The sequence below is a fragment of the Thiobacillus sp. genome (genome assembly GCF_018780105.1).
Lineage (GTDB): Bacteria > Pseudomonadota > Gammaproteobacteria > Burkholderiales > Thiobacillaceae > Thiobacillus.
The window spans coordinates 42,713-68,373 of record NZ_JADMKC010000007.1; the positions used below are offsets into that span (position 1 = coordinate 42,713).

The 25,661-nt window shown below is 63.4% G+C and carries 22 protein-coding genes; 2 read left to right on the forward strand and 20 right to left on the reverse strand.

Features of this window, described 5'->3' with window-relative positions:
• Positions 1-15 precede the first annotated feature (15 nt).
• The 8 genes from IV098_RS06790 to IV098_RS06825 all read right to left on the reverse strand — a co-directional run bounded on the left by IV098_RS06790 (position 16) and on the right by IV098_RS06825 (position 5,963).
• Positions 16-471, reverse strand: coding sequence for a PTS sugar transporter subunit IIA (locus tag IV098_RS06790; protein ID WP_296887356.1), 456 nt, complete (start codon positions 469-471; stop codon positions 16-18).
• Positions 472-550: 79 nt separating this feature from the next.
• Positions 551-886 carry a ribosome-associated translation inhibitor RaiA gene (gene raiA, locus IV098_RS06795; RefSeq protein ID WP_296887359.1) on the reverse strand — a complete coding sequence of 112 codons (336 nt, stop codon included), beginning with the start codon at positions 884-886 and terminating at the stop codon, positions 551-553.
• A gap of 157 nt (positions 887-1,043) precedes the next feature.
• Positions 1,044-2,489, reverse strand: a complete 1,446-nt coding sequence (locus IV098_RS06800) for an RNA polymerase factor sigma-54 (RefSeq protein ID WP_296887361.1) — start codon at positions 2,487-2,489, stop codon at positions 1,044-1,046.
• 71 nt (positions 2,490-2,560) lie between these two features.
• The gene (lptB, locus tag IV098_RS06805; protein ID WP_296887363.1) at positions 2,561-3,283 is read right to left on the reverse strand and encodes an LPS export ABC transporter ATP-binding protein; all 723 of its coding nucleotides are present in this window, start codon (positions 3,281-3,283) and stop codon (positions 2,561-2,563) included.
• Positions 3,280-3,813 carry a lipopolysaccharide transport periplasmic protein LptA gene (lptA, locus tag IV098_RS06810; protein ID WP_296887366.1) on the reverse strand — a complete coding sequence of 178 codons (534 nt, stop codon included), beginning with the start codon at positions 3,811-3,813 and terminating at the stop codon, positions 3,280-3,282. The genes lptB and lptA overlap by 4 nt, the downstream gene beginning before the upstream one ends.
• A gap of 5 nt (positions 3,814-3,818) precedes the next feature.
• Complete coding sequence (lptC, locus tag IV098_RS06815; RefSeq protein ID WP_296887368.1) at positions 3,819-4,391, reverse strand: LPS export ABC transporter periplasmic protein LptC; 573 nt, start codon at positions 4,389-4,391, stop codon at positions 3,819-3,821.
• Between the two features lie 43 nt (positions 4,392-4,434).
• Complete coding sequence (locus IV098_RS06820) at positions 4,435-4,977, reverse strand: HAD family hydrolase (protein WP_296887370.1); 543 nt, start codon at positions 4,975-4,977, stop codon at positions 4,435-4,437.
• Complete coding sequence (locus IV098_RS06825) at positions 4,977-5,963, reverse strand: KpsF/GutQ family sugar-phosphate isomerase (protein WP_296888144.1); 987 nt, start codon at positions 5,961-5,963, stop codon at positions 4,977-4,979. Before IV098_RS06825 ends, IV098_RS06820 begins: the two co-directional genes overlap by 1 nt.
• 124 nt (positions 5,964-6,087) lie before the next feature.
• On the opposite strand from IV098_RS06825, the gene IV098_RS06830 reads away from it, so the two are divergent.
• Positions 6,088-8,058: a monovalent cation:proton antiporter family protein gene (locus IV098_RS06830; protein ID WP_296887372.1), complete on the forward strand. Its 1,971-nt coding sequence runs from the start codon at positions 6,088-6,090 to the stop codon at positions 8,056-8,058.
• A gap of 75 nt (positions 8,059-8,133) precedes the next feature.
• Here IV098_RS06830 and IV098_RS06835 read toward each other — a convergent pair whose 3' ends face one another.
• Entirely contained in the window at positions 8,134-8,781 is a 648-nt protein-coding gene (locus IV098_RS06835) for a prepilin-type N-terminal cleavage/methylation domain-containing protein (RefSeq protein ID WP_296887374.1), read from the reverse strand.
• A 272-nt stretch (positions 8,782-9,053) separates the two neighbouring features.
• Between IV098_RS06835 and IV098_RS06840 the strand changes: the two genes are divergently transcribed.
• Entirely contained in the window at positions 9,054-10,793 is a 1,740-nt protein-coding gene (locus tag IV098_RS06840) for an ATP-binding protein (protein WP_296887376.1), read from the forward strand.
• On the opposite strand, the gene IV098_RS06845 is transcribed toward IV098_RS06840, so the two are convergent.
• From IV098_RS06845 to IV098_RS06895, 11 genes are all read right to left on the reverse strand, one after another.
• A complete protein-coding gene (locus IV098_RS06845; RefSeq protein WP_296887378.1) occupies positions 10,768-11,619 on the reverse strand; it encodes a prepilin-type N-terminal cleavage/methylation domain-containing protein in 852 nt (283 codons plus the stop codon). The two genes, IV098_RS06840 and IV098_RS06845, sit on opposite strands and share 26 nt — an antisense overlap.
• A complete protein-coding gene (locus tag IV098_RS06850; protein WP_296887380.1) occupies positions 11,616-12,047 on the reverse strand; it encodes a hypothetical protein in 432 nt (143 codons plus the stop codon). The genes IV098_RS06845 and IV098_RS06850 overlap by 4 nt, the downstream gene beginning before the upstream one ends.
• Positions 12,044-12,673 (reverse strand): hypothetical protein, encoded by a 630-nt coding sequence (locus IV098_RS06855; protein ID WP_296887382.1) that lies wholly within the window; start codon positions 12,671-12,673, stop codon positions 12,044-12,046. The genes IV098_RS06850 and IV098_RS06855 overlap by 4 nt, the downstream gene beginning before the upstream one ends.
• Positions 12,670-14,193 carry a monoheme cytochrome SoxX gene (locus IV098_RS06860; RefSeq protein WP_296887384.1) on the reverse strand — a complete coding sequence of 508 codons (1,524 nt, stop codon included), beginning with the start codon at positions 14,191-14,193 and terminating at the stop codon, positions 12,670-12,672. Before IV098_RS06860 ends, IV098_RS06855 begins: the two co-directional genes overlap by 4 nt.
• Complete coding sequence (locus IV098_RS06865; RefSeq protein ID WP_296887386.1) at positions 14,190-15,395, reverse strand: type II secretion system F family protein; 1,206 nt, start codon at positions 15,393-15,395, stop codon at positions 14,190-14,192. Before IV098_RS06865 ends, IV098_RS06860 begins: the two co-directional genes overlap by 4 nt.
• A gap of 614 nt (positions 15,396-16,009) precedes the next feature.
• Positions 16,010-17,707, reverse strand: a complete 1,698-nt coding sequence (locus IV098_RS06870) for a GspE/PulE family protein (RefSeq protein ID WP_296887388.1) — start codon at positions 17,705-17,707, stop codon at positions 16,010-16,012.
• Positions 17,708-17,717: 10 nt separating this feature from the next.
• Positions 17,718-18,881: a hypothetical protein gene (locus IV098_RS06875; RefSeq protein WP_296887390.1), complete on the reverse strand. Its 1,164-nt coding sequence runs from the start codon at positions 18,879-18,881 to the stop codon at positions 17,718-17,720.
• Positions 18,878-20,665 (reverse strand): pilus (MSHA type) biogenesis protein MshL, encoded by a 1,788-nt coding sequence (mshL, locus tag IV098_RS06880; protein WP_296887392.1) that lies wholly within the window; start codon positions 20,663-20,665, stop codon positions 18,878-18,880. Before mshL ends, IV098_RS06875 begins: the two co-directional genes overlap by 4 nt.
• Before the next feature lie 8 nt (positions 20,666-20,673).
• Positions 20,674-21,984, reverse strand: a complete 1,311-nt coding sequence (locus IV098_RS06885) for an AAA family ATPase (protein WP_296887395.1) — start codon at positions 21,982-21,984, stop codon at positions 20,674-20,676.
• A gap of 270 nt (positions 21,985-22,254) precedes the next feature.
• Positions 22,255-23,685 (reverse strand): sigma-54 dependent transcriptional regulator, encoded by a 1,431-nt coding sequence (locus tag IV098_RS06890; protein WP_296887396.1) that lies wholly within the window; start codon positions 23,683-23,685, stop codon positions 22,255-22,257.
• Between the two features lie 183 nt (positions 23,686-23,868).
• Positions 23,869-25,620: a hypothetical protein gene (locus IV098_RS06895; RefSeq protein WP_296887398.1), complete on the reverse strand. Its 1,752-nt coding sequence runs from the start codon at positions 25,618-25,620 to the stop codon at positions 23,869-23,871.
• Positions 25,621-25,661: the final 41 nt, after the last annotated feature.

A 25,661-nucleotide genomic window follows, 5' to 3' on the forward strand; every position in this document is an offset into this window, starting at 1 on the left:
CGCAGAAAGGCGCGTTCAGCTTGTCCATGCGCTGACCAGCGCAATGAGCTCGTCCGGGGTGGCGATGGCCAGCAGCTTCGTGCGCATGGCATCGTCGCCGAACAGCTGCGCCAGTTCGCCGAGGATTTGCAGATGCTGCTCGTTGGCGTCTTGCGGCACCAGCAGAACGAAGCAGATCGAGACCGGCTGGTTGTCGGGTGCGTCGAATTCGAGCGGGGTTTGCAGGCGGTAAAACACGCCGCAGGCATTTTTCAGGCCCTTGATGCGGCCGTGCGGTATGGCGATGCCGCAGCCCAGCGCGGTCGAGCCCAGCCGTTCACGTTCAAACAGGCTGGTGAAGATATCGGAGGACTTGAGGCCGTGAATCCGCGCAAACAGATCGGCAGCGTGTTCGAACAGCTTTTTCTTGCTGGTAAAGCTGACATCCAGCAAGGCTGTGTCTGCAGTAATGAGGGGGGCGATGAGGTTCATGCTGATGGCTAGACCGGTTGAGGGTGTCCGGAGCCGGTAAATTATACGCCTGGGGGGAGAAACCGCCCCAGGCACGTATTCAGGCTGCGGTTTCGGTCGGCTGGTGTTTCAAGCCGCCGTCACCCTGGTGGACGTCTGAGGTTTTTTCCTTGTGCTTGACGATCTGGCGATCCAGTTTGTCGGCCAGAAGGTCAATTGCGGCGTACATGTTGCCATCCTCGCTATGCGCGTGGAAGTCGTGGCCTTTAACGTGCAGGGTGGCTTCAACTTTGTGCACCAGCTTTTCGACTTGCATGATGACGTTGATGTTGATGACATGGTCGAAGTGACGTTTAACGCGGTCGAGCTTCTCGGAAACGTAGCTGCGAATGGAAGGGGTCACTTCCAGATGATGGCCGGAAATCGTCAAATTCATAAAGCCTCCTAGGTCTGCTGGGGAAAACTGAAATGGGATGCGCGACACCCATTGCAGGAGCGATTCGTCCCGCTCGTTTTCATTGTGGGACGAAAGTGGGGCACATTCAAGCGCAGTGCAAAAAATTGAGCCGAATAGACCATAAGGTCTTGAATGCTCAGAGTGCGCGCCGCATGTTGGCGGTCGGGATCTGCAGCGATTCGCGATATTTGGCCACGGTGCGGCGTGCGACAACGATGCCCTGACGGCCGAGTTCGTCCGCGAGTTGGCCATCCGAAAGCGGTCTTTTGGGGCTTTCGGCGGCGATCAGCTGCTTGATCAGGGCGCGGATGGCGGTCGACGAACAGGCGCCGCCGCTGTCGGTGGAGACATGGCTGCCGAAGAAGTACTTGAGTTCGTAGAGGCCGCGCGGCGTCATCATGAATTTTTGCGTGGTGACGCGCGAAATGGTCGACTCGTGCAATTCCACCACGTCGGCGATTTCACGCAGCACCAGGGGACGCATGGCCACTTCGCCGTGTTCGAGAAAGCTCTTCTGGCGGTCCACGATGGCCTGCGATACCCGCAGGATGGTGTCGAAGCGTTGTTGCACGTTCTTGATCAGCCAGCGGGCTTCCTGCAACTGGCTGGCCAGCTGCTGGCTGCCGCCGCTTTCGCGATGGCGCGACAGGATGTCGGCGTACACGCGGTTGACGCGCAGCTTGGGCATGGCGTCGGCGTTGAGACTGGCGATCCACATGCCCTTGACGCGGCGGACGTAGACATCGGGGATGACGTAATGCGTTTCGTCTGCGGCGAAACGGGCGCCCGGGCGCGGGTTGAGCGACAGAATCAGGGCGCGTACGGCACGCAGGGTCGGGTCGTCGATGCCGAGCATTTTCTTGAGCTTGCCGACATCGCGCGCGGCCAGCAGACTGAGATGATGCGAGGTCAATTCGATGGCGATGTCGCGTATCGGTGTGTCGGCCGGCAAGGCGCGCAATTGCAGGGTCAGACATTCGGCCAGATTGCGCGCGCCGACCCCGGTCGGGTCCATGTTCTGCAGGTGCTTCAGGGCGGTATCGACTTCTTCCGGATCGAGCTCTTCGATTTCGGCTTGCAGGCCGGCGACGATGTCGGGCAGCGGCTGGGTGAGGAGGCCCGCCTCGTCGAGATCGTCGATCAGCGCGGCGACCAGGGTGCGGTCCCGCAGGGTGAGCGGGCTGACGATCAATTGATTCAGCAGGTGCTCGCGCAGGCTGGCACCCGAAACCGAACCTTGCGCCGAATCGGTATCGTCGTCGTCGCCCCCCGCCGCGCTGTAATCGTTCCAGTCGGAGTCGTCCAGCGAGGTCGCCGTTTCGGTGTCGGCGCTCTCCGGTGCGTCAGCGGGGGGGGCGTCGGTGGTTTGCGCCTCGGCTTCGGCCGTGTGCGCCGGGAGCTCGGCTGCGGCAGCTGCAACGTCGTCCTCTTCCTCGCGTTCCAGCAGCGGATTGTCCTGCAGCATCTGCTCCAGTTCCTGGTTCAGCTCGAGCGTCGACAACTGCAACAGCCGGATGGACTGTTGCAGTTGGGGCGTCAGGGTGAGGTGCTGACCAAGTTTTAGCTGGAGGCTGTGCTTCATAGCATGGGTCTACGGCAAAAACCGTGCCGTCTTGAGAAGTTCGTGAAGCGATTGTCCGACATATATAAAGGCTACAGGCGAAAGTTTTCACCCAGATACACTTTGCGTGCAATCTCATCCTGAATGATGAGGTCTGGTGTGCCCGAGATGAGCACGCGGCCTTCGTTGATGATGTAAGCGCGATCGCAAATGCCCAGGGTTTCGCGCACATTGTGGTCGGTGATCAGCACGCCGATCTCGCGTTCGACCAGGAAATGCACCAGTTTCTGGATGTCGAGCACGGCGATGGGGTCGACGCCGGCAAAGGGTTCGTCGAGCAGGATGAAACGCGGGTTGATTGCCAGGGCGCGGGCGATTTCCACCCGGCGACGCTCCCCGCCCGACAGGCTGACGGCAGTGGCTTCGCGCAAATGTTCGATGTGCAGGTCATTCAGCAGATTGTCGAGATGGTCTTCGCGTTCGCTTTTGCTGTAAGACTTGAGTTCGAGAATGGCGCGGACATTTTCTTCCACCGTCAGTTTGCGGAAGATGGACGGTTCCTGTGGCAAATAGGACAGCCCCATGCGCGCGCGCTGGTGGATCGCCATGTGGGTGAGGTCGTGCGTATCCAGGTGGACGTTGCCGCCATCCACGCCCACCAACCCGATCACCATATAGAAACAGGTGGTCTTGCCCGCCCCGTTGGGGCCCAGCAGGCCGACGACCTCGCCGCTGCCGACGTCGAACGAGACGTCGTGTACCACGGTTCGCTTGCCGTAGGTTTTTTTCAGGTTGCGGGCGGAAATCTGGCTCATGGTTGGGCGGCAGGCTGCGCTGCGCGCGGTTTTGGCAGGATGGTGGCACGCACGCGGCCGGTGGGGTCGGTGGCGTTGGGTTGCCCCACCACCTTGTAAAACCCGGTGTTGGCATTGTAGGAAATCCGCGCACCGCGCAGTTCGTCGCTGCCGCGCTGCAAGTGCGCCTGACCGATCAGTTCGATCTGGTTGGTGACGCTGTCGAACTCGATACGGTCGGACACGCCTTCGATTACGTCTTCGCTGTCGTCCAGCTTCTGGCGGAACGCCACCGGGCGGCCGACGGCACTGAGTTTGTCGAGACCGGTGGCGTTTTGCGTGGCCTGTATGCGGTCGGCACGCAGCATCAGGGTGCCCTGCGTGAGGATGACATTGCCGGCGTAAACGCTGATTTTCTTGACGTCGTCGAGGGTGACGCTATCGGCCTCGATGTTGACGGGCTTGTCGCGGTCCGCCTTCTCGGCATGCGCCGGGGAGACAAGCAGGCCGGCGCACAGCGCGGCGTAAATTCCCATTTTCAAGATGTGCATGGTGCTTATGACTTTCTGGAAAGGTAAGTGGCTTTGACGCGTCCGCTCAGTTCGATGGAGCGGCGTTTGGCGTAATACGTCATGCCGCCCGCCCGCATGTCCAGCGTGTCGTCATGGATGTCGACCGGACCCGGGGCGCGCAGCAGATCGCTTTCGGGATAGGCCAGCAGCCGCGCAGTCCGCAGGGTCATGGCCGATTGCCCCGGGCGGGCGGCGCGCACGACCCTGACATCGCCCTGCAGGTCGATTTCATCGCCTTCGGCTGAAACGGTAGCCTGCCTGGCCGTGGTGTCGATCTCGCCCGTCTCGGTGCTCAACTGGATAAAGTGCGGTGATTCCATCTCGGTGCGTTTGGTGCCGGTGTAGTGTTTGAGGCGCGTTGCCGACAGCCGGTATTGGGGTTTGCCCGTCATGTCGGTGCGCAAGGCTTCGAAATTTTCCATGATGCCTTCCGGGCTGGTTTTCGTCACTTGTCCGTTGGCTGACGGCGCTTGTACCGCGCGCTCGATCCAGTAGCTCAGCGCAGCCAGCAGCAGCAGGACGACCAGCGGCAGCCACAGTGACCCGCGAGCGTTCATCAGACGCCCGGGCCGCCGGCAGGGAAGAAGCGGGTCCGGCGCATCACTTCAGATAGGGCGCCAGCGCAGCATCGAGCGTGCCCTGCGCCCGCATCAGGAATTCGCAGGCTTCGCGCACGGCGCCGTGTCCGGCCTCGCGCGCGGTGATGTAATGACTGTGCGCCTTGACCAGCTCGGGCGCGGCCGGCACGCTGATGGCCAGACCGGCACGCCGCATCACCGGCAGGTCGACCACGTCGTCGCCCATGTAGGCGGTGGCTTCGCAGGCGATATCGAGTTCGCGGCACAAGGCTTCGTACACCGCCAGTTTGTCGTGCGCGCCCTGGTGGATGATTTCGATGCCGAGGTTGCTGGCGCGCTGCGTCACAACCCGCGACGTGCGACCGGTAATGATGGCGAGTTCGACACCGCTGCTCTTGAGCATTTTCAGGCCGTGGCCGTCGAGCGAATTGAAGCCCTTGTATTCCTGTCCGTCGTCGGCCAGAAACAGGGTGCCGTCGGTCATCACGCCATCGACATCGAATGCGATCAGTCTGATTTTTTGGGCGCGGGCGATCAGGGCCGGATTCATGGTTTCCACGGTCATCACACCACGCCCGCTTTCAGGAGGTCGTGCATATTGAGTGCGCCTACCAGCTGGTGGTCGGCATCGACCACCAGCAGGCCGTTGATTTTCAGGGTTTGCATTTTCTCTACCGCCGCCACGGCGAGTTCGTCCGCGCGGATTGTTTTGGGATTCGGTGTCATCAGGTCGATCACGCGGGCTTGCTGCAGATCGAGCGCGTGTTCCAGTGCGCGGCGCAAATCGCCATCGGTGAAGACGCCCGCAACTTTGCCGGCAGCGTCGACCACGGCCGTCATGCCGAGCCCCTTTTGCGTCATTTCGAGCAGGGCGGTTTTGAGCGAGGCTTCGCGATCGATCGCCGGCAGCGCGTCGCCGGTGTGCATGACGTCGCGCACATGAATCAGCAGGCGCCGCCCGAGGCTGCCGCCCGGATGGGTGCGGGCGAAGTCGTCGGCGGAGAAGCCGCGTGCATCGAGCAGGGCGACCGCAAGCGCGTCGCCCAGCGCGAGCGCAGCGGTGGTGCTGGCAGTGGGCGCGAGGTTGAGCGGACAGGCTTCCTTGTCGACGCTGGCATCGAGATGCACATCGGCCTCCTGCGCCATGGTCGAAGCGGGGTTGCCGGTCATGGCGATCAGCTTGGCGCCGCGCCGTTTGATCAGCGGCACGATGCTGACGATTTCGTTGCTTTCGCCCGAGTTCGACAGCGCCAGCACCACGTCGTTGGGGGCGATCATGCCGAGGTCGCCGTGGCTGGCTTCGCCCGGATGCATGAAAAACGCGGGGGTGCCGGTGGACGCCAGGGTGGCGGCGATCTTGCCGCCGACGTGGCCCGACTTGCCCATGCCGGATACGACGACGCGGCCGCTGCAGGCCAGGATCAGGTTCACGGCTTCGGCAAAACCGCTGTCGAGACGGGACGACATCACACGCAACGCGTCGGCCTCGATGTCGAGCACCTGGCGTGCAAGGGTGAGCAAATGTTCGGGGGAGTGGGCTTGGGCTCGCATGGTCGGCAAGTATACTAAAGCCTTCCTCGTAACCACGATCCGGCAGCCTGTTCGGCCCCCATCCCCCGATGTCCCGCAAGCGGGCCCCCGACTGTCGGGATGGGCTGAAATCCAAAAAACGCGTATGCACAGCAGTCTCCAACTCGTCCTGATTTTGCTTGCCGTTGCCGTACTGGTGACGGCTGCTGCACGCGCCTTGCGCCTGCCGACCATGCTGGGCTATCTGGTGACCGGTATTGCAATCGGGCCGTTCGCGCTGGGCTGGATTCCGGAAAGCGAAGAGGCGCGTTACCTGGCTGAATTCGGCGTGGTGTTCCTGATGTTTTCCATCGGACTCGAATTCAGCCTGCCGCGCCTGACGACCATGCGCATGACGGTGTTCGGCTTTGGCGGTGCGCAGGTCGGGCTGACGATCGCGCTGGCTGCGCTGATTGCCTGGCTGCTCGATCTGCCGCTGCTGGCCGCGATTGCGCTGGGCGGCATCATCTCGATGTCGTCGACAGCGATCGTATCGAAGCTGTTGGCTGAACGGCTGGAAATCCAGACAGCGCATGGGCGCCAGATTTTTGGTGCACTGCTGTTCCAGGATCTGGCCGTGGTGCCGCTGCTGATCCTGATCCCGGCGTTTGCGCGCGAATCGGATGAAATGGCCTCGATTCTGGCGCTGGCGATACTGAAGGCGGTTCTGGTGCTGGGCTTTCTGCTGTTCGTCGGCCAGCGTGTCATGCGCCCGTGGTTTCAGTGGGTTGCGTCGCGCAAATCGCCCGAACTGTTCACGCTGAACCTCCTGTTTTTCACCCTCGGCCTGGCTTTCATGACCGAGACCGCCGGCCTGTCGCTGGCGCTGGGCGCGTTTCTGGCGGGCATGCTGATCTCCGAAACGGAATACCGCTACCAGGTGGAAGACGACATCAAGCCCTTCCGTGACGTCCTGCTGGGGCTGTTCTTCGTCACCATCGGCATGCGGCTCGATCTGATGCTGATCGCAGCGAACTGGGGCGACGTGTTGCTGCTGGTGGCGGCAATCATGATCGGCAAGGCTGCATTGGTGGCGGGACTGGGCATGGCTTTCGGCAGCACCCGCCCCACGGCCGTCCGTACCGCGCTGGGGCTGGCGCAGGCGGGCGAATTCGGTTTCGTGTTGCTGGCGCAGGCCGCCGACCTGAAACTGCTGGGCAGCGAAATCACCCAGCCGGTTCTGGCAGCCATGGTGCTGTCGATGCTGATCGCGCCGCTGGTGATCAACCACATGGACGTTCTGACGCGGCTGATCGCCGGCAACGAATGGGCTGGGCGGGCCAAGGAAGTACACGACATCGCAGTCAAGACCTTCGGCAAATCCCGGCACGTCATCGTTTGCGGCTATGGCCGCAGTGGACAGAACCTGGCGCGTCTGCTGGAGGCCGAGGACATCAGTTTCGTCGCGCTCGATGCCGACCTTGAACGCATCCGCGCCGTGGCCGCGTCGGGCGCATCCGTGGTGTACGGCGATGCGAGCCGGCGCGAAGTGCTGGTGGCGGCAGGGTTGTCGCGCGCGCAGGCCATCGTCGTCACCTATTCCGATCTGCCCTCCAGCATGGCCATCCTGCGGCATGTGCGCGAACTGCGGCCGGAACTGCCGGTGGTGGTGCGCACCATGGACGATGCGCATATCGATGCGCTGAAGGAAGCCGGCGCCACCGAAGTGGTGTCGGAAGTGATGGAAGGCTCGCTGATGCTGGCGTCGCATGCCCTGATGCTGCTGGGCGTGCCGCTGTCGCAGGTGCTGAAGCGCATCCGCATGGTGCGCGAATCACGCTACGCTATGATGCGCGGCTTTTTTCGCGGCGCATCGGACGCCGACAGCACACTGGATCAGGAAAGCCAGCCGCGCCTGCATACCGTTCTGGTTACTCAAGGCGCCGCAGCCGTGGGACGCAGCCTGGCAGAACTGATGCTGGATGAATTGCTGGTGGAGGTAGTAGCGATTCGCCGCCAGGGCATCAAGGGCGTGGACCCCCAGCCCGAGACGGAAGTGCGGGTGGGCGATGTGCTGATGCTGCGCGGCGCCGCCGATGGGCTGGCGGCGGCGGAGTTCAGGGTGCTGCAGGGGTGATGTGTTCAGCACGAACAGTGCGATAGGGACAAGAAAAAGCCCGCCGAAGCGGGCTTGGGTCATGCGATGGGAGAATTAAATTCCCATGCAAACAGTGTAGTTTGTGGTGTCAACGATAGACGCGGTTGCAATGCTTGCTGGGAGCGCGGTTCCCGCCATCATGGAACCAGACGCTGTATTGCCGTCGTCTAGTTGAGCGTCGAGCTGCTTAGCGAACTTCCCGGATATTCCACTAGAACAAATGAAATAGGTGCCGCCAGTCATGCCGGTAAATGGCGCGGCGCTCTGAATGCCGATGGGGCTCCCAACAGCGTTTACAGGCCGATAATCAAGTGCGGTTTGGTCGGTTGGTCCGGGCGCTAAGCCGGCTAAACGCACATGTTGCCAAAATAGGAAGGACTCATCAGTGTCAGTTGTGCTGTCCCAGGCGCCCTCAATCCGTCCGTTCCCCAGTGTGCCGCCAGTGCTTGCATTGTCAGCGTTGGCCATGTGCGTACTTGCCGCAATATCGTCGCCTGGTAGTGCCTTAAATTTGTCCTGATAGCCGTAAATGAATACTGGAATGTTGCGGAAATCGGAGGCGAGATTCTTCACCCGAGCATTGTTGATCAGCTCCTGCCCCTTCAAAATGCCACCCAGCAACAGGCCGATGATGACCAGCACAATGGCGATTTCGATCAGCGTGAAACCCGACTGGCGTCGTTTGATTTGGGGGTGAGTCATTGCGAAGCGCTCCGTTTATTATGGCTTGCTGAATATTTTGCAAAACTCGTGCCAGGGAGGGTCTGTTTTTAGGCTTATGTTTTTAAAGAAAAAACCCACAAAATGTGGCCGGTCGAGCAAGGCGGTTTGACGAAAACACGACACCCCCGCCGGGTTTCCGTCAAATTCGCGTGGCGCTGGTTGGAGGCCTGCTCCATTTCGCCGCAGCAATGCCGTAACAGTGGGATGTCGCAAATGTCCTTAACCGCCTTGTTTTCTTTGACCTGTTTTTCATGACTGAATCGATTGAATTGCCGCCGCGCCAGGCCTGGCTGACCTCGCTGACCTCCCTCTTCACGCGGGTGGCGCCTGGGCGCTGGCTGGCGCTGATGCTGCTGGCCTTGCACGCGGCGGTGGTGTTCGATGCTGACGTGGCACTGACGCGGGCATTCCTGCTCGCGCATTACGGTTTGTTTCTGCTGTGGCAACCGCTGGTGCGCAGCGAAACGCGCATCGAGCCGCGGCTGGCGCTGCCTGTTTTTGCCATGGCCGCGATGCTGGTGTTGCTGGATGGCAGCTGGGTGATGGCCTTGTGGCTGGCAATTCTGGCGGGGCTGGTGGGCGCGGTGGCCACTTCGCAAAACGAACGCGGGCCGCGCTGGGCGTATCTGCTGGCGCTGGCGTACCTGCTGGCGCTGTTGCTGGCCTGGGTGTTGCCGCAAAGTCTGGGCGGTGCCGCAGCCTTGCCCGAGGGCTTTCAGGATGCGGTGCGCTTCGGCCTGCCGCTGTTGCCGCTGGCGATCCTGTTTTTGCCCGCCAGCCGCCAGCGCAGCACCTCGTCCACGCTCGATTTCATTTACGGCTTGATGCTGTCGCTGCTGATCATGGTGATGGCACTGGGCGTATTTGCCGTGGTGGCGGTGGCCAAGGTGAGTTATGCCTGGGCGCTGGTGCAGACGCTGCTGGGGATGGCGGCGCTGCTGCTGGTGCTGTCGTGGCTGTGGAATCCGCGCGCCGGGTTCAGCGGGCTGGGGCAGGTGACCTCGCGCTATCTGCTGTCGGTGGGGCTGCCGTTCGAAGGCTGGGCGCAACGGCTGGCCACGCGCGCCGAGCGCGAACGCGATCCTGAATCCTTCGTGCGCGACGCGCTGGCCGACCTGCAGGAACTGACCTGGATCCGCGGTGGGCACTGGCAGGCGGCGCGCGGCGAGGGCACGTTCGGCGAGCCGGCCGAACACAGCGTGAGCCATGCGTTTCATGGGCTGGCGCTGACCTGGCAGTCGCAGCGTCCGCTGACCCCCGCGCTGGCCCTGCATGTACGGCTGCTGTCGCAGTTGCTGGGCTATTTTTACGCGGCCAAGGTACGCGAACAGACCCTGCGCGAACAGGCCTACAGCCAGGCGATCCACGACACCGGCGCGCGGCTGACGCACGATGTGAAGAACATTCTGCAATCGATGAAAACCCTGCTCGCGGCGGCCGACATGTCGACCCCCGAAGACAGCGATCGCCTGCTGGCGCTGATGAAACGCCAGCTGCCGCAGCTGGCGGCGCGGCTGTCGCAGACCGTCGACAAACTCAAGCAGCCCAACGAAATGGACGTGGCGCAGCAGCCGGCGCAGAACTGGTGGAGTGCATTGCAACTTCGCTATGAGCACGACGACGTGCAATTTTTTGCCGACGCGCTCGACGACACGCCTTTGCCGCAGGATCTGTTCGACAGTGTGGTGGACAACCTGCTGACCAATGCGCTGCGCAAACGCCAGACCGAGCCCGGCGTGGCAGTGGAGGTACGGCTGGGGTTGCATCCGCTGGTGAGCCTGACGGTGACGGACAGTGGCGTGGCCGCGCCCGAGCATGTGGCGCGCAACCTGTTCATGAGTCCGGTGGCGTCGGATTTCGGCCTCGGAGTTGGCTTGTATCAGGCGGCGCGGCAGGCGGCGCGGGTCGGCTATCGGCTGGAGTTGACGGACAACGAGGCGGGGCGGGTGAGCTTTTGCCTGCAGGCTACGGAGAACAGCTCGAACCCGTAGGGCAGACACGCGCTTTAAGCAGGCTGTCTGAAACCCAAACAAGCAAATCGTCGAATTCGCCGCCCGGACCGCCGACCTGGGTGGGGATGCGACTTACATACGTGGAGTCTGGGGGGATTTCTTTGTTTTCCAGTTCGTCGGCGCCCGTTGGCGCGGCCAGCGTGTTGCCGTTGACATTGAGCGCGCCCCAGCCGTTAGGACCGAATGAAGCCAGAACAAATACAACATTCGCTGCGACATCCGGGGTGGCGCAGCTGTGCGTGCTGCAGATCTGCAAGGGATCGTCCAGCGCGGTGCTGGTTGAAAACCCTCTATATTTGTGCGAATAAGTGGTGTTGACTGCGTAGAGCAAGCGATTGCCCCATGCATCCTGCTGCGCAACGCCCAGAGTGACCCACGGTAGATAGCCGTGGGATAGCCCGCTACCGACAACTTGTTCTTCGCAGGCGCCACTGGCGAAATTCCGGTCTTCGTTTCCGTTGGTAGTGCCGGAGGTGTCAGGGCAAGGTAAATACGCGTGTTGAAGTGTGACACCGGCCAAACTGGAGTCGTTGGCGGGGCAGGTTGATGTGCATGTGGTTGGTGATGGTGTCGGTGTGGCTGGTATCAGTGTGCCGGTGGCGTCATAGACACAACTACATGAGTGGGACATGGCATAGCCCACAATGGCTTCCCGCGCTTCTTCCATGATTTTTTTGGTTTCCGCAATCCGCCGCGCCTGGATCTGCGCCGACAACGGCACCGCCAGCCCGCCGATCAGGATGGTGATGATGATCAGCACGATGGCCATCTCGATCAGGGTGAAGCCGCGCGTGGTCTTGATCATGGCGTGGGTTCCTTTTCGGTGTCCGTGTCGGGCTGGGGACGCTGCACCTGATACGGTTCGTACAGTTTGCCGTTGGCGCGGATCTGCCCCGGCTTCATGTTGGCGATGCCGGCGGTGCCGGCCTGCACCTTGCCATCGACCCAGCGCGTGGTTTTGCCGTCGGAGCGGATCAGCACGCCGTCGAATTGGACCGGTGCGGGCGGCGCATCCAGCTCGCCCGGCAGTCCCGGCTGCAAACGGGCGGCCGACGGCCGGGCACGACCGGCCTGCATTTCGGCGCGTTGCGCCGGGGTGAAAAACAGGCGTTCGAGTTCGGCAGCCTGAGCGTCTGCCGCGCCCAGCGGGAGCGGCGTCAGCCAAGCAATCGTCAGGCTGCGCAGAATGAACCGGGCCGGCAGGTTCTTGCGTTTGCGGTCGGGCGTCTTCATGGCGCGGGGTTTCCGTCGGGTGGATTGGCGTTGGCGGGTGCGGTTTTTTCGGCCACGGTGAACCACAGCAGATCGCATTCCGCGCTGAGTTGGGGTGCGCGGCCTGCGCCTGCGTACGCTTCGTTGATGCGCGACAAGCGGCAGCCCTGCACGCGAAACACGCCCGGCGCGCGTGCCTTCAGCGCGTCCAGAAAACGGCTGAGGTCGGTTTCCAGCAACAGCGGCAGGGTCAGTGTCATCACGGTCTGGCCGAGCGGCAGGCCCTGGGCCAGCGCGGCGGGCGAAGCGGTGCGCGGCGTCAGCCGGTAATCGAGGCCGTAGAGTCCGGCGTCGCGGTTGGCGTGTTGCGCGGCCTCGATCCAGGCCAGGCGGTCTTCGGTGCCGACGAATCCACGCTCGACCAGGGCCTGGTAGGCGGTCAGATGGGTGGCGATCAGCCGCTCCTGCTGGCGGCTGTGATCGAGCTGCTGGCGCGCGGCATTGAGGGCGCTTTGCTGCTGCAACAGGGCCGACTCGGCCTGGCGCGATTGGGCCTGGGTCCAGGCGATGCCGACGATCGCCAGCAGCAGGACGGCCAGCAGAAGCAGCAGCGGCAGTTTGAGCGCGGGAACAGGCGGGCGTTTCACGGCCGGACCTCCTGATTGTCCGGACGGAATTCCAGCGTGAGGCTGAAACGCGCCGACGGGGTGTCGGCCAGACTGGCCGCGTAGGTTTTGCCGGTCAGCGTCTGGCTGGAGTCGGCGTTGACCGGGCTGCTGGCCAGGCTCACATTGTGCAGGCCGGGTACCGCCTGCAGGGTCTGGATGAAATTCTGGATCTGTTGCATGGCGGCGCGGTAGTTGCCGTCGAACGGCGTCAGCGCAGCGTCAAGCGTGATGGTCGCCGGGCCCTGCGGCTCGGGTGCGTTGACCCAGTTCAGGGTATCGAGCCGGATCATGGGCGAAGCCTGCATGGCCTGACTGACGGCCACCATCAGCGCGGCGCTATCCGGTTCGGGAATGCTGAGCTGGCGCGCCAGCGCAACGGTCTGCGCCAGCTGCTCGGGGGTCGCGGCCCGGGTGGGAAAGCCGCGTGCGATCGCCTGGTAGCGGGCATCGACCTGGACTTGTTGCTGGCTCAGTTGCCGGGCCTGCTCGTTCAGGTCCTGCGCGTGCAGCCAATAGGCGGCGCTGGCGCTTGCGCCGAGCAGGGCGATGCCGGCGGCCACTGCGTGCAGGCCGCGCCGCCAGCGGAATTCGAGGTGATGCTGCAGCAGTTCGGGCGGCGCCAGATTCAGCTGCAGCGCTTCGCCGGCAAGCGCGGCCAGCGGTGCGATTTCGGGCGTGGCCGCGAGGAAGCTGTCGGGAATGCGCAGCGCCCGCGCCAGCGTGGGGAGATCGATCAGGCGGGCGCTGAACGCGGGGTCGGCGTTGAGCGGCGCGAGCGCGGAGTCGAGCTGGCCACTGGGGTCGATCAGCAGCACATGAAGCCGGGCCTCACGCGGCAGAATGCGCTGCCCGGTGAGATAAAGCTGGGTTTTGCCGATTTCGTCGGCCGCATTGCTGGGCAGTTGCGTTGGGGTGTCGCCCCCGATCAGGCGGGAAAAGCGCAGCAGGCCGTCGTGGTAATAGGACAAACGCAGGCTGTTGTTGAGGCGGTACGCCAGCAGGGTGTGCGTTTCCTGCTGGCGCAGCTTGAGCAGCAGATGCTGGCAGGCCAGCGCCAGCGGGACGATGCCGGACAGCGGCACTTTTTCGCGGTGCAGGATGCTGAGCCAGGGCGTCAGCCAGTCGGCATCGGTCAGCGCGGCCAGCAGGTAGCGGTCGTCGCGGCGGCCGGTCGTTTCGCGCGCCTGCCGCCAGACGCCCATGAAGCGGGCGTTGCGGAACACCTGCTTGAGCTTGCGCGCCAGCAGTTCGTCGCGTGCGCGCCCGAGCACATGCGGCAGGATATCGCTGCGATAGTCTTCATCCACCGTGTCGACCACCAGCAAAACCGGCAGCTTCGCGTGCTTGAGGATGAGCTTGTTGAAACCCGCCAGCCCCGCGGCATCGGCGGCAAACTCGCCCAGCCAGTGCATCTGTCCCGGACGCCAGTTGAGCACGCCAATCTGGCGCGGCGTGGCGAGCAGGATCAACTGGTGATCGAACAGACTGGCCAGGCTCATAGCGGCAGGTTCCCGATCAGGTCGTAAACCGGCAACAGCACCGACACCAGAATGCCGCCGAGCAGCAGGCCGAGAATGGCGGTCAGCGCGGGCTCCAGAATTCTCAGGCCGCTATCGATCGAGTCGAGCACTTCCTGGTTATAGAAAACCGTCACGTTGTCCAGCGCCTCGTCGAGCGCGCCGGTGGTCTCGCCGACCCGCAGCATGCGGATCACCAGCGGCGGGAACAGTCCCAGCGACTGGAAACTTTCGGACAGGCCGCGGCCATCGGCGATCTGCTGACCGGCGCGCCGGATGCCGCTTGCAATGACACGGTTGCCGGCGACCATTTCGCCGGCACGCAGCGCGTCGAGTACGGTGACGCCGGAGCGGTACATCATCGACAACGTGTTGGTGAAACGCGAGAGCACGATTTTCTGCACGATCGGCCCGATCACCGGCAGCCGCAACTGGGTGCGGTCCCACCAATCGCGGCCGGATTCACTTTTCCTGACCCACAGCGGCAAGCCGATGCCCACCGCCAGTATCAGCAGCAGGCCGATCAGCCAGTAGGAACGCATCGCGTTCGAGATCGCCATCAGGATCAGCGTCGGCAAGGGCAGCGCCACCCCCATGGTCTGCACCAGCGTAAGCACCTGCGGCACCAGATAAATCATCAGGAACAGAATGGCCGCGCCGACGACGACCAGCACCATGGCCGGGTAAATCATCAGCCGTTTGGCCTTCGACGCCACTTCCTCCTGCCATTTCAGCGACTCGCCGAGGCGCTCGAACACCGTATCCAGCAGGCCGGTCTGCTCGCCCGCCTTGATGCTGTGGACGAACACCGCGCCGAACACCGCCGGGTGCGCGGCAAGCGCTTGCGACAACACCTTGCCGCCTTCCAGATCTTCCAGCAGTGCGGTCAGCACGTCGCGAAAGCCGCGCTTGTCCATGGTGTCGCGCAGATCGCGCAGGCCGTCGAGCAGCGGAATCCCAGCGCGGGTGATATAGCGCATGTGGATGCAGAACGTCACCAGATCGCGCCGGGTGACGCGCTCACGCCCCTGCGGCGCGTACTGCCGCGACAGCTCGGCCAGCGTGACCAGATCGAGCCCCATGCGTTTCAGCCGCAGCTCGAGATCGACGTCGTTGACGGCCGACAGCGTGCCTTTGACGGAACGGCCGGTCTGATCGATGGCGCGGTAGTCGAAGAAGGGCATGGGTTAGCTTTTCTTCGTTATGTTTTGTGCGTGGGCGGAGGCTTCGCTTTTCGCCTTTGGGCGAGTCACTTTCTTTTGCTTCGCCAAAAGAAAGTAACCAAAGAAAAGGCGACCCCACATCGCTGCCCTGCGGGTTCCCGATTGGGCGCGCGCGGGCGGGCGTTCCACCAACTCGCCCTGGCACGGGGCACAAACCGCCCCGTGCTGCGGAACTCGGACACGGTTCCACTTTTTCCCCGCCCGCACACACCCAATCGGCAGCGCTGAAGGGGAGTAAACCCGGGAGCCGCCAGCGAGTGAAGCCATTCTTTGACCAAGCGCAGGTGCTCGCAGTGAAGCCCCTTGTGTGTCGCCGAGAAGCGCAGCAGCCCGAGGGAAAAAGGGGCTGGGTGTCTGAGCTCCGCAGCAGGGCACGTTTTGTGTGCCCTGCCAGGGCGAGTTCCAGCCCTGCCTCGGGCGGCGAGCATCGCAGGGGAGCCGAAGGCCGACACACCAGGGGTCGCCTTTTCTTTGGTTACTTTCTTTTGGCGAAGCAAAAGAAAGTGACTCGCCTGCAGGCGAAACGCGAAGCCATTGCAGAACCGCTGACGGTAAAAATAACGCGCGTCCCATCCTCACACCCGCCCCGTCAAATCCACCACCCGCGCCACTTCATCCAGCGTGGTAATGCCATCGCGCACGCGCTGCAGGCCGTCTTCGGCCAGCGGGCGGTAACCATGCTCGAACGCGGCGCGGCGGATGTCATGCAGCGGCGCGTGGTTGGCCACCAGTTCGTCGAGGGTGGGGTCCATCCGCAGCACTTCGATCAGCGCCAGCCGGCCTTTGTAGCCTTTGTTGCTGCAGGCGGGGCAACCCGTGGCGCGATAGATCGTCGGCGGGTTTTCCGGGTCGGCACCGAGGATGCGGGCTTCGTGTTCGTCCGGGGTGTAGGCTTCCTTGCAGCGCGGACACAGCTTGCGCACCAGCCGCTGGGCGATGACGCCGATGATGTTGCCGGACAGGATGCCGGGCAGGATGCCGATGTCCATCAGGCGCGGAAACACGCCGAGTGCCGAATTGGTGTGCAGGGTAGTGAACACCTGGTGGCCGGTCATGGCGGCGCGGAACGCCATTTCGGCGGTGTCCTTGTCGCGCACTTCGCCGACCAGAATGATGTCCGGGTCCTGGCGCATGATGGAACGGATGCCGTTGGCGAAATCGAGCTTGAGGGTTTCGTTGACCGAGCTCTGGCGCATCAGGGTGACTGGGTATTCGACCGGGTCTTCCAGCGTCATGATGTTGACGGTCTCGTTGTTGAGGTGCGACAACATCGAATACAGCGTGGTGGTTTTGCCGGAGCCGGTGGGGCCGGTGACGACCAGGATGCCTTCCGGCCGCGCCATCATCAGTTGCAGCTCGCGCAGGGCATCGTCGGTGAACCCCATGTACTCCAGCGGCATGATGGACTTTTCGCGGTCGAGAATCCGCAGCACCAGGTTTTCGCCGTGGATGCCGGGCTGCGACGATACCCGGAAGTCGATCGGGCGGCCGTTCAGCGTCAAGGACATGCGGCCGTCTTGCGGCGCCCGCGTTTCGGCGATGTTCATCCCCGACAGCACTTTCAACCGCACCAGAATGCCCGGCCAGTAGGCCTTGTGCAGGCTGCGGATCTGCTCCAGTACGCCGTCGATGCGGTAGCGGATGCGCAGAAAGGAATGCTCGGGTTCGAAGTGGATGTCGGAGGATTCGCGCTTGACCGCGTCGGTGAGTAGCGCACCCACCAGCCGCACCACCGGCTGGGTGTATTCCTCGGTGTCGGGATTGAGACTGGCGTAATCGACTTCGCCGGTTTCGATTTCGCGCAGGATGCCGTCGAGCGACAGATCGAAGCCGTAGAACTTGTCGATGCACTCGAGCAGCTGGGCCTCGCCCGCCAGCAGGGTGTCGATTTCGAGCTGGCCGCCGAGCGCGGCTTTCAACTGGTCGAGCGCGACCACGTTGAACATGTCGGTGGTCGCCAGGGTCAACACGTTGCGCGTCGCATCGTGCGCAATTGGCAGCAGGTGGTGGCGGCGCGCGAAGTCTTCCGGCACCAGGTGCAGCGCTTCGGGGTCGGCCACTACCTGCGTGAGATCGATGCCCTGGCTGCCGAGTGCATTGGCGAGCTGGTCGCGCAGCACCGCTTCGGTCATGAAGCCCAGCGCGACCAGCTGGCGGCCGATCGGCAGGCCGGAGATTTTCTGTTCCTTCAGGCCGATACGCAGCTGGTCGAGCGTGATGAGTCCCTGGCTGACCAGGGTTTCGCCCATGCGGAGTTTTTTACGGCGCTCCATACGACTGCTCTTAACGAACCGGCTTCAGTTGCTGTACGCGCGCTTCGGCCTCGGCGCGATCAAAGCGATGAGCACCTGGCGTCGCGAGGGCTTTTTCGTAATACGTCAGTGCAGCCGCCGCCTGATGCAGCTGGTCGAGGCTGACCGCGAGGTTGAATGCGTAATCGGCGTTGCCCGGGGCGCCGCGCCAGGCTTCGAAATAAGCGGCCTGGGCGTCGTTCCAGCGCCCCTGGCCGGCGTAGAGGTTGCCCAGGGTTTGATGGAGATGCGGGCTGGGATCGCGTTCGATCAGGGCTTTCAGGCGGCTTTCGGTGGCCTGGCCGTCGGTGTTGCCGAGCAGGTCGAGCAGGGCGCCCTGCGCCGTGGCGTTGCGCGGATCGACGGCGAGCACCTTGCGATACAGCTGCTGGGCGTCGGCCTCGCGGTTTTGCAGGCTGGCGACGGTGGCCAGACCCAGCAAGGCGTCGACATTGTTCCCACCGGCATTCGCCTGGGTGTAGAGCCGTTGCGCCTCGGACAGGGCACCGCGCTGATAGGCCGCGTAGGCCTGATTTAACACAGTGCTTTGCACATCGGGGCGGAATGCCGGCGATGCCGTTGGCGTAGAGGCGCCGCTGGTGCGCGGCGCGCTACGCGTCGCGGGCGACACAGCGGATTCCGCTGGTGTGCGGGGTTCGGGCGCAGCCTGTGGAATGGTGGGCGCAGGCTCGACTGCAGCCGTCTGGGCCGGCGGCGCGGGCAATGCCGGGGCGACTGGCACAACCGTAACCGCCGCGACTGGGGCCGGCTCCAGCGGGGCCGGCGCGGCAACGGTCGCCGCCGGCAGCTCGACCGGCGCTGGCGGTTGCAGGGCGAAGTAAAGATAGATGCCGTAGCCCAGCGCGATCACGGCCGCCAGCGCGGCGGTGAACGGTACCAGCGAAAGCTGCGGCCAGCGGAAGGCGCGGCTGCGGCGGGGTGCTGCTTTAGGTACAACCCCGCTGCTGTCAAACAGCAGGTCGGGCGGCTCTACCCATTCGCGTGCCTGGGCCGGGTCGGTTTGTGCGTCGTCGGCGCTGACGGGCTCCAGTTCAAGGTCGCCCTCGTGCGGTTTGCGCGGCTCAGAACGGCCTGCGCCAGACTTGTTGGTGTTGGCGGATTCTGCCTGTTTGAGCGCTTTGAGCAGCAGGCTCACTGCACGCTCCGCGCATCGGGAAGCAGGTGCTGGAACTGGCGCAGCTCGCTGGTTTCCAGGCTGGGATCGGTGACCACCACGGGGCGCAGGAAGATCACCAGTTCGGACTGGCTGTTCTTGCGCTCATGCTGGCCGAACAGCGCGCCGAACCCGTCGGGGCGCGACAGCACGGGCAGGCCGTCGCGGTTCGAGCTGGTGTTGTCCTGGATCAGACCGCCGAGAATGACGGTCTGGCCACTTCGGACCTGCAGCAGGGATTCCATTTCGCGTACCTGGATTTCAGGCACCAGATTCTGGATGTTGTTGTTGAGTTGCTTGAGCGCCGGGTTGGGATCTTCCTTGAATCCGACCACGCGCGAAATGGTCGGACGCACGGTGAGCGAGACCATGCCGTTCTCGCCGATCTGCGGGGTGACGCTCATGACGATGCCCACCGGGATGGTGTTGGGGGTGGTGGTGTAGGTCGGCAGGGTGAGCGGCGAACCGGTGGAGGAGAGCGTGCCCTGCTGCACTTCGATGGAAAAATACACCAGATTGTCGACCACCTTGAGCAGTGCGGTCTGGTTGTTCAGCGCCATCAGCTTGGGGCTGGAGAGCACCTTGGTGTTGCCAAAGGATTCCAGCAGGTCGATGGTGGCCTTGAAGTTCGATTGCGGCGTACTGGTGTAGGAAATCGAGTAGAAAGGCTGCAGCGTATTGGCGAAATTGGTCAGCGCACCGCCGGTATTGATCGCCCATCCGGTCATCCCTGATGCCAGTTCGTTCCAGTTGACGCCGGCACGGAACTGGTCCTTGAGCTGCACTTCGACAATGGTCGCCTCGATCATCACCTGGCGCTGCGAAGTCTGCGTGACGCTGTCCAGGTATTGCTGGACCACCTCGTGCTGCCGCGCAGTGCCGAGCACCGATACGGTGCCGGTCATCGGGTTGACCGCGACATCGTTCTTGCTGTCGGCGGGCTGGTTGCCGAATGCGGCCGTAAACAGGGTGGCGGCGCCGCCGCCTGCCTTGCTGGCCGCTTCGGTTTGCGAAACACGCTCGGCGCGCGCGTCCTTTTCGGCCTGCAGCCGGGCGGCTTTTTCTTCGCCGCTCTGCTTGATGGCGCGGGTGCCTGCCAGCAGCGAACGCAGGTTTTCCGCCAGCACGCTCCAGAAATCGTTGGTGGTCTGGCTGGATACCGTGGTCGAGGATGAATTGCCGCTATAGGTGCCGGCGCTGCTGCCGGACTGTCTGGTACCGCTGCCAGTGCTGGCGATTTGTGCGGCCACGCCGACGCTGGAGGTGGTATTGCGCGCCACGTTCACATAGTTGACGCGATAGGTTTTGGGGTAGGGCGTGTCCGGCATGACCGAGATCGTCTTGCCGTGGGTTTCGTAGCGCAGGTCGGCCTGGCGCGCGATGCGGTCGAGAATCGACGGCAGCGGTTCGTTCACCGCATTGAGGGTGACGCGCCCGCTGATGCCGGGGAACAGGTCGATGTTGTACTGGGTGTCGCGCGCAATCGAAAACAGCAGGTCTTTCACCGGCACATCGTTCACCACCACCGTATACGTTGGCACCGGGGCAGAGAGCTTGGGTGGCGCCAGGGTAGGGGCGGCCTTGACCGGCGCCGGGGGGGGGCTGCTGGCCGTAGCAGACGGGGCCGGTTGCTGGATATGGTAGGGCGAGGGGCCGTAGGTCGGCAGGGGGGCGCAGGCGCTCGCCAGAAGCAGGCTGCACAGTGCCAGGGCCGTCGGTCCGGTGTGACGCAAGGCGGGGAGCTCAAACACGGCACGGTTAAACACGAAATCAGTCATCCTGTCGGCAAGACTACGCTGCGCAATTTGCCTACCGTGCGCAGAAACGGTGTTGCCCGATGCAGATCCTGGCTGGCGGGGGCGGCAGGGAGCTTGTCCAGCGCGGCTTGCGCAGTGTTGCGGTCGGGAAACTCGCCCGCCAGGATGACCCAGGCAGGCGTACCGCGGCTTAGCACATGCAACACCCGCACCGGTCGAGGGGTGGCGGTTTTCAGGCTCCCCATTACTACGGCTGCCTGCGTGGCATCTTTAACCGCGGCAAGCTGGACGACATGGGTTCCGGGCGCGGCGGCGGCCAGCCAGCGCTCGGCTTGCCGGGCTTGTTCAGCCACGCGATCGGCCGGAGCGACAACAGGCGCTGGCGTCGGACGCGCGGTGGGCATGGCCGCAGGCGGCGTCAGCGCCATCCAGGCGACGAACGCCAGCAGCCCCACGCCGGCTGCGAGTCCGACGGCGAGCCAGGTCCAGCGGGGCGGTCCGAGCCCGCTGCGGAAGCGCTGCGGCTGCATCTCGGCATCGCCTGCCGCCGCGTCCAGATGGGCCGGAGTCAGGGTATGGGTTTGTCCGGCATAGGCCGCCAGCAGGGTTTTGTCGGCCAGCACATTGATGCGGCGCGACAGGCCGCCCGAAAGCCGCGTCATGCGCGTGACCAGGGCGGACGAGAACAGATCGGGTCCGCGGTAGCCCGCCACGCTGAGGCGGGCGCGCAGATAGTCGGCGACTTCGCTTTCGCTCAAGGGCGACAGGTTGAGGCTTAGGGTGATGCGGTCCTTGAGCTGGCGAATGCTCGGCTCGGCCAGATGTGCGTCCAGCTCGGGTTGGCCAAACAGGACGATCTGTAGCAACTTGTCGGTCGCGGTTTCCAGATTGGTCAGCAGGCGCAGGAATTCCAAGTTGTCGAGCGCGATGCCTTGCGCTTCCTCGACAAACACCACGACGCGCCGTCCGGTCTGGTGGCGCGCCAGCAAGCTGGTGTTGAGCTGGGCCAACCGCGCCTGGCGGCCGTTTTCCGGGGTGTCGATGCCGAGGTCGGCCAGAATCGCCGCCAGCATGTCGTCGGGCGGCAGGGTCGGGTTGCCGAGGTAAATGCTGTCGATGGTATCGGGGAGTTGGCCGACCAGTTTGCGGCACAGCATGGTTTTGCCGCTGCCGACTTCGCCGACCACCTTGATGATGCCTTCGCCCTGGCCGATGGCGTACAGCAGGGCGGCGAGCATTTCCCCGCGCTGGCCGCCGGCATACCAGTATTCGGTATTCGGCGTGATGCGGAAGGGGGCTTCCTTTAGACCGAAATAGTCAAAGTACACAGGATCAGGGCGTGTTAATGCTCATTTCGCGTCTGCGTTGCCGCGAGAAAGCGATGGATGCAAGGCGCGTCGCACCGGCAAGGGTAATCTCTTGCCAAGCGGCGCAACGCCGCAGACACGCTTTCTCGCGACAACCCGGAGGGACGGGTTCGATTTGGGCGCATTCCTTTGTCGCGAGCCACTTGCAGTGAGGACACTGCGGCGCGTCTCGCTTCGCGGACTGCACCCAAATTGAACGCGTCGCAGGCGTGAAATGAGCATTAACACGCCCTAGTCTGTCCCGTAGGTCTGCATGCGGCTGTAGAGCGTGGTGCGGTTGATGCCGAGCAGCTTGGCGGCCTGGGACAGGTTGCCGTGGGTCATGTTGAGCGCGGCCTCGACGTAGGCTTTCTCCCACAGACGCAGCGTGACATCGAGGTTGAAGTTGGCCTGGGTCTGCAATTGCTTGCGCGCCAGTTCGATCAGCGCCTTGCCGTCGTTGGCGAGCGGGATTTCCTGCGGATAGGCCTGATCGGTGTCGAGCTCGGCTTCCAGCTGCTGGGCGTTGACCGACATGCCGGGGTATTTGGTGGTGAGACGAATCGCAATGTTGCGCAGCTCGCGTACGTTGCCGGGGAAGTGATAGTCCTCCCACATCTGTTGCGCGCGCGGGTCGAGCAGAAACGCCTGGCTCTTTGCTTCGCGGGCGTAAAAGTCGCGGAAGTGGTTGAGCAGGGTGAGCTTGTCCTGTCCCATTTCGCGCAGCGGCGGAACCGCGATCGAGAACACCGACAGACGGTGGTAGAGGTCGGCACGGAAGCGGCCGGCCTTGATTTCGGCACGCAGGTCGCGGTTGGTTGCGGTGACGATGCGGGCGTTGGAAAACCGCGGCTGGGTTTCGCCGACCCGCTGGTACTCGCCGTTTTCCAGCACGCGCAGCAGCTTGGCCTGCAGCTCCAGCGGCAATTCGCCGATTTCATCGAGGAACAGCGTGCCGTTTTCGGCTTCTTCGAAATAGCCCGCCCGCGCCGTGGTCGCACCGGTAAAGGCGCCCTTGGCGTAGCCGAACAGGGTGGGTTCGACCAGCGTCGGCGAAATCGCCGCGCAGTTGAGGGCGAGATAGGGTTTGGCCGCACGCGGCGACAACTGATGCAGGCTGGAAGCCACGCGTTCCTTGCCGCTGCCGGATTCGCCTTCGATCAGGACCGGGAAGGGCGCGGCGGCGTATTGCTTGATTTGCTGGCGCAGTTTGTCCATCGCCGGGCTCTCGCCGACGATGCCGGAATCCTTGACCGGAACCGGCGCCTTGTCGGCGCTGCGTTCTGCGCCTTGTACCAGCAGGGCGTTGAACAGCAGCGATTTCAGGCGTTCGGGTTCGCACGGCTTGGCGACAAAATCGATCGCGCCGAGGGCGCGGGCATGGCGTGCATTGGCTTCGTCGCTCTGGCCGGACAAAACCAGAATCTTGATGCTGGGCGAGATGCTCAGCAGGTCGGCGATCAGGGCAAAGCCTTCGTCGGGCTTGTGCGGGTGCGGCGGCAGCCCGAGGTCGACCAGCGCCAGTTGCGGCGGTTCGTCGAGTTGCGTCAGCAGGCTGCGCACTTGTGCGCGCGACTCGGCGGCCGAGATTTCAAAGTCCTTGCTCAGGACATAAGTAAGCGTATCGGAGATGAGCGGGTCATCGTCGACGATTAGCAGGCTGGGTTTATTGGTTTGGGCCACTGAGTCTCCAGATCGTGGGTGCCGCAAACGCGCATGCACCTATCGCGGTGGAGTGGATCGTGCGCGTGTCGGAATTCCGTCGATTGTGCCAGAGAGCGGGTGAAAGTAAAACCTGACCGCTGCGGGGTGTGAGGTCCCGCCTCAGCGGACAGTCAGGTGAAACAGGCTGGGCGTGATCCGGTTCTAGTCGTCGACCGCTGCGGTGCTGGGCTCAAGGTCGGGTTTGCCGGGCTCGACATAGGGCTCGACTGCGACGCGGATCCAGCCTTCGCTGCGATCAATCGGCTTGCCCAGCGAGAACTTTCTGATCTCGGACACGCCGTGAATCTGGAAGGCCCTGCCGGGGATGAAATTGACTGGATCGATGACGACGCTCTCCTGGCCGCTGCCGCTGCCGTTGCCCAGCCACAGACTGGCGTGCGCCTGGCTCGTGCCATTCAGGTCGACGCCGTCCACCGTATAGGTCGACACGGCAGGCGGGTCATACAACATCACCAGGGAAGGGGGTTCGGCAAGGGTTTCGATTCCGACCGAACTGCTGTCGTCGTTGACACGCGACAGGCGGCGAACAATGCCGAGTTGCCACTGCTGGGATTCGTGCGGTTTGAGACAAATGAGCGCGCCCACGCGCAGCCAGTCCTTGTCGCGCGACTCGACGATGGCGCCGAAGCCGCATTCGCTTTCGTCATGCATCACCCAGCTTTCGACATCGGGGGAACTCCGGATGACGGGGGCCTGCATTTGCGAGACGCGCTCGCGGGTGCGTTCGGTGATGAAACCGTACACCTGCACGTCGTCGGCCTCGTTGTAGCTCAGTCCCGAGCCGTAGGGTGATACCTGCTGGGTGGGGGCATCCGCCACCTTGAGCTGGCTGATGATGGCGCTGTGTCCATGCGCGACATCGAACATGCGCTTCATGTTTTCGCGTGGGGCGCGGCGCTGTTCCCGGGAAGTCAGCGAAGACCAACTGAGCTGCAGGTGTTTGAGCAGATCCAGGCTTTCGGCGGTGCGGGCGTTTTCGGTCAGTCCCAGCTGCCCCGGCGCGCTGCCTGCGTGCAAGGCGGCGCTTAGTTCGTCCAGCTTGAGGAGCAGGGCCGAAGTCGTCCAGAAGCGCATGGGTTTGTTGAGATCGGGTTTGCGCGCGCGGCGCGGGCCGTGATCGGCTGACAGGTCGACGACAAAACTGGGGGCGTCGGGACTCATCCGCCGGTCCAGCTGCAGGTGCATTTGCCAGCTTCTGAGCCATTGATCGAGCAGATCGAGCTGTTTGGGATAGAGCGTGCCGGAATTGGCCAGGCTCACCATCGAAATGTGCAGGTAGGCCGATTCGCAGCTGCAGGCGGCGCTGTCGTCGGCGTAGGCGAGCATGGGTTGCCGGCTGAAACCTTCGCTTTCGGCGATGCGATACAGGTTATGCAGGCGCAGCCAGAGTTTCTCGCCCGCGGGCAGGTAGCGAATCGAGCGCCACTTCAGCAGGTGGCCGAACGCCCGGATCGCACGCAGGGTGATGAGCGGAATCAGGCTTTCGTACGTGCTTTTTTCGGAGCGGGTTGAGAACAGCTGGACGAAGGTGTAGTAACCGCGCGCGCTTTCCCAATACAGGCCATATACCGCGTGCCACAGCTGGCTTTCCACTGAGCGCGACATGCGCGGGTTGCGCAGGTATTGCTGGACCAGGGTGTCTTGCAGGTCCTGGGCCTTTTCGTCCAGCAGCATCAACACCGCCAGTCGATCTTTCGTGAAATGTGACGAGTTCTCGTTGAGCCGCTTGAGTTCGCCGAGGATGGATTGTTGGCATTTGAACGCATCGCCGATCGGCAATGCCGCAATCCAGCGCGTGGCCGCCTTGACGCTGCCGATCGGGTCTTCGTCCCCCTTGCCGAATGGGGTGAGGCGAGCGATTCCAGATGCGAATTTGGCGGCCAGTGAGTTCATGATGTCTGCTTACCGGTGAAGAGTGTGTGGGGTCTTTACGG

Bases quoted from the DNA above. Each gene is read 5' to 3' on its own strand.
- IV098_RS06790 (WP_296887356.1), bottom strand. From the start codon at position 471: ATGAACCTCATCGCCCCCCTCATTACTGCAGACACAGCCTTGCTGGAT.
- raiA (WP_296887359.1), bottom strand. From the start codon at position 886: ATGAATTTGACGATTTCCGGCCATCATCTGGAAGTGACCCCTTCCATT.
- IV098_RS06800 (WP_296887361.1), bottom strand. From the start codon at position 2,489: ATGAAGCACAGCCTCCAGCTAAAACTTGGTCAGCACCTCACCCTGACG.
- lptB (WP_296887363.1), bottom strand. From the start codon at position 3,283: ATGAGCCAGATTTCCGCCCGCAACCTGAAAAAAACCTACGGCAAGCGA.
- lptA (WP_296887366.1), bottom strand. From the start codon at position 3,813: ATGCACATCTTGAAAATGGGAATTTACGCCGCGCTGTGCGCCGGCCTG.
- lptC (WP_296887368.1), bottom strand. From the start codon at position 4,391: ATGAACGCTCGCGGGTCACTGTGGCTGCCGCTGGTCGTCCTGCTGCTG.
- IV098_RS06820 (WP_296887370.1), bottom strand. From the start codon at position 4,977: ATGACCGTGGAAACCATGAATCCGGCCCTGATCGCCCGCGCCCAAAAA.
- IV098_RS06825 (WP_296888144.1), bottom strand. From the start codon at position 5,963: ATGCGAGCCCAAGCCCACTCCCCCGAACATTTGCTCACCCTTGCACGC.
- IV098_RS06830 (WP_296887372.1), top strand. From the start codon at position 6,088: ATGCACAGCAGTCTCCAACTCGTCCTGATTTTGCTTGCCGTTGCCGTA.
- IV098_RS06835 (WP_296887374.1), bottom strand. From the start codon at position 8,781: ATGACTCACCCCCAAATCAAACGACGCCAGTCGGGTTTCACGCTGATC.
- IV098_RS06840 (WP_296887376.1), top strand. From the start codon at position 9,054: ATGACTGAATCGATTGAATTGCCGCCGCGCCAGGCCTGGCTGACCTCG.
- IV098_RS06845 (WP_296887378.1), bottom strand. From the start codon at position 11,619: ATGATCAAGACCACGCGCGGCTTCACCCTGATCGAGATGGCCATCGTG.
- IV098_RS06850 (WP_296887380.1), bottom strand. From the start codon at position 12,047: ATGAAGACGCCCGACCGCAAACGCAAGAACCTGCCGGCCCGGTTCATT.
- IV098_RS06860 (WP_296887384.1), bottom strand. From the start codon at position 14,193: ATGAGCCTGGCCAGTCTGTTCGATCACCAGTTGATCCTGCTCGCCACG.
- IV098_RS06865 (WP_296887386.1), bottom strand. From the start codon at position 15,395: ATGCCCTTCTTCGACTACCGCGCCATCGATCAGACCGGCCGTTCCGTC.
- IV098_RS06870 (WP_296887388.1), bottom strand. From the start codon at position 17,707: ATGGAGCGCCGTAAAAAACTCCGCATGGGCGAAACCCTGGTCAGCCAG.
- IV098_RS06895 (WP_296887398.1), bottom strand. From the start codon at position 25,620: ATGAACTCACTGGCCGCCAAATTCGCATCTGGAATCGCTCGCCTCACC.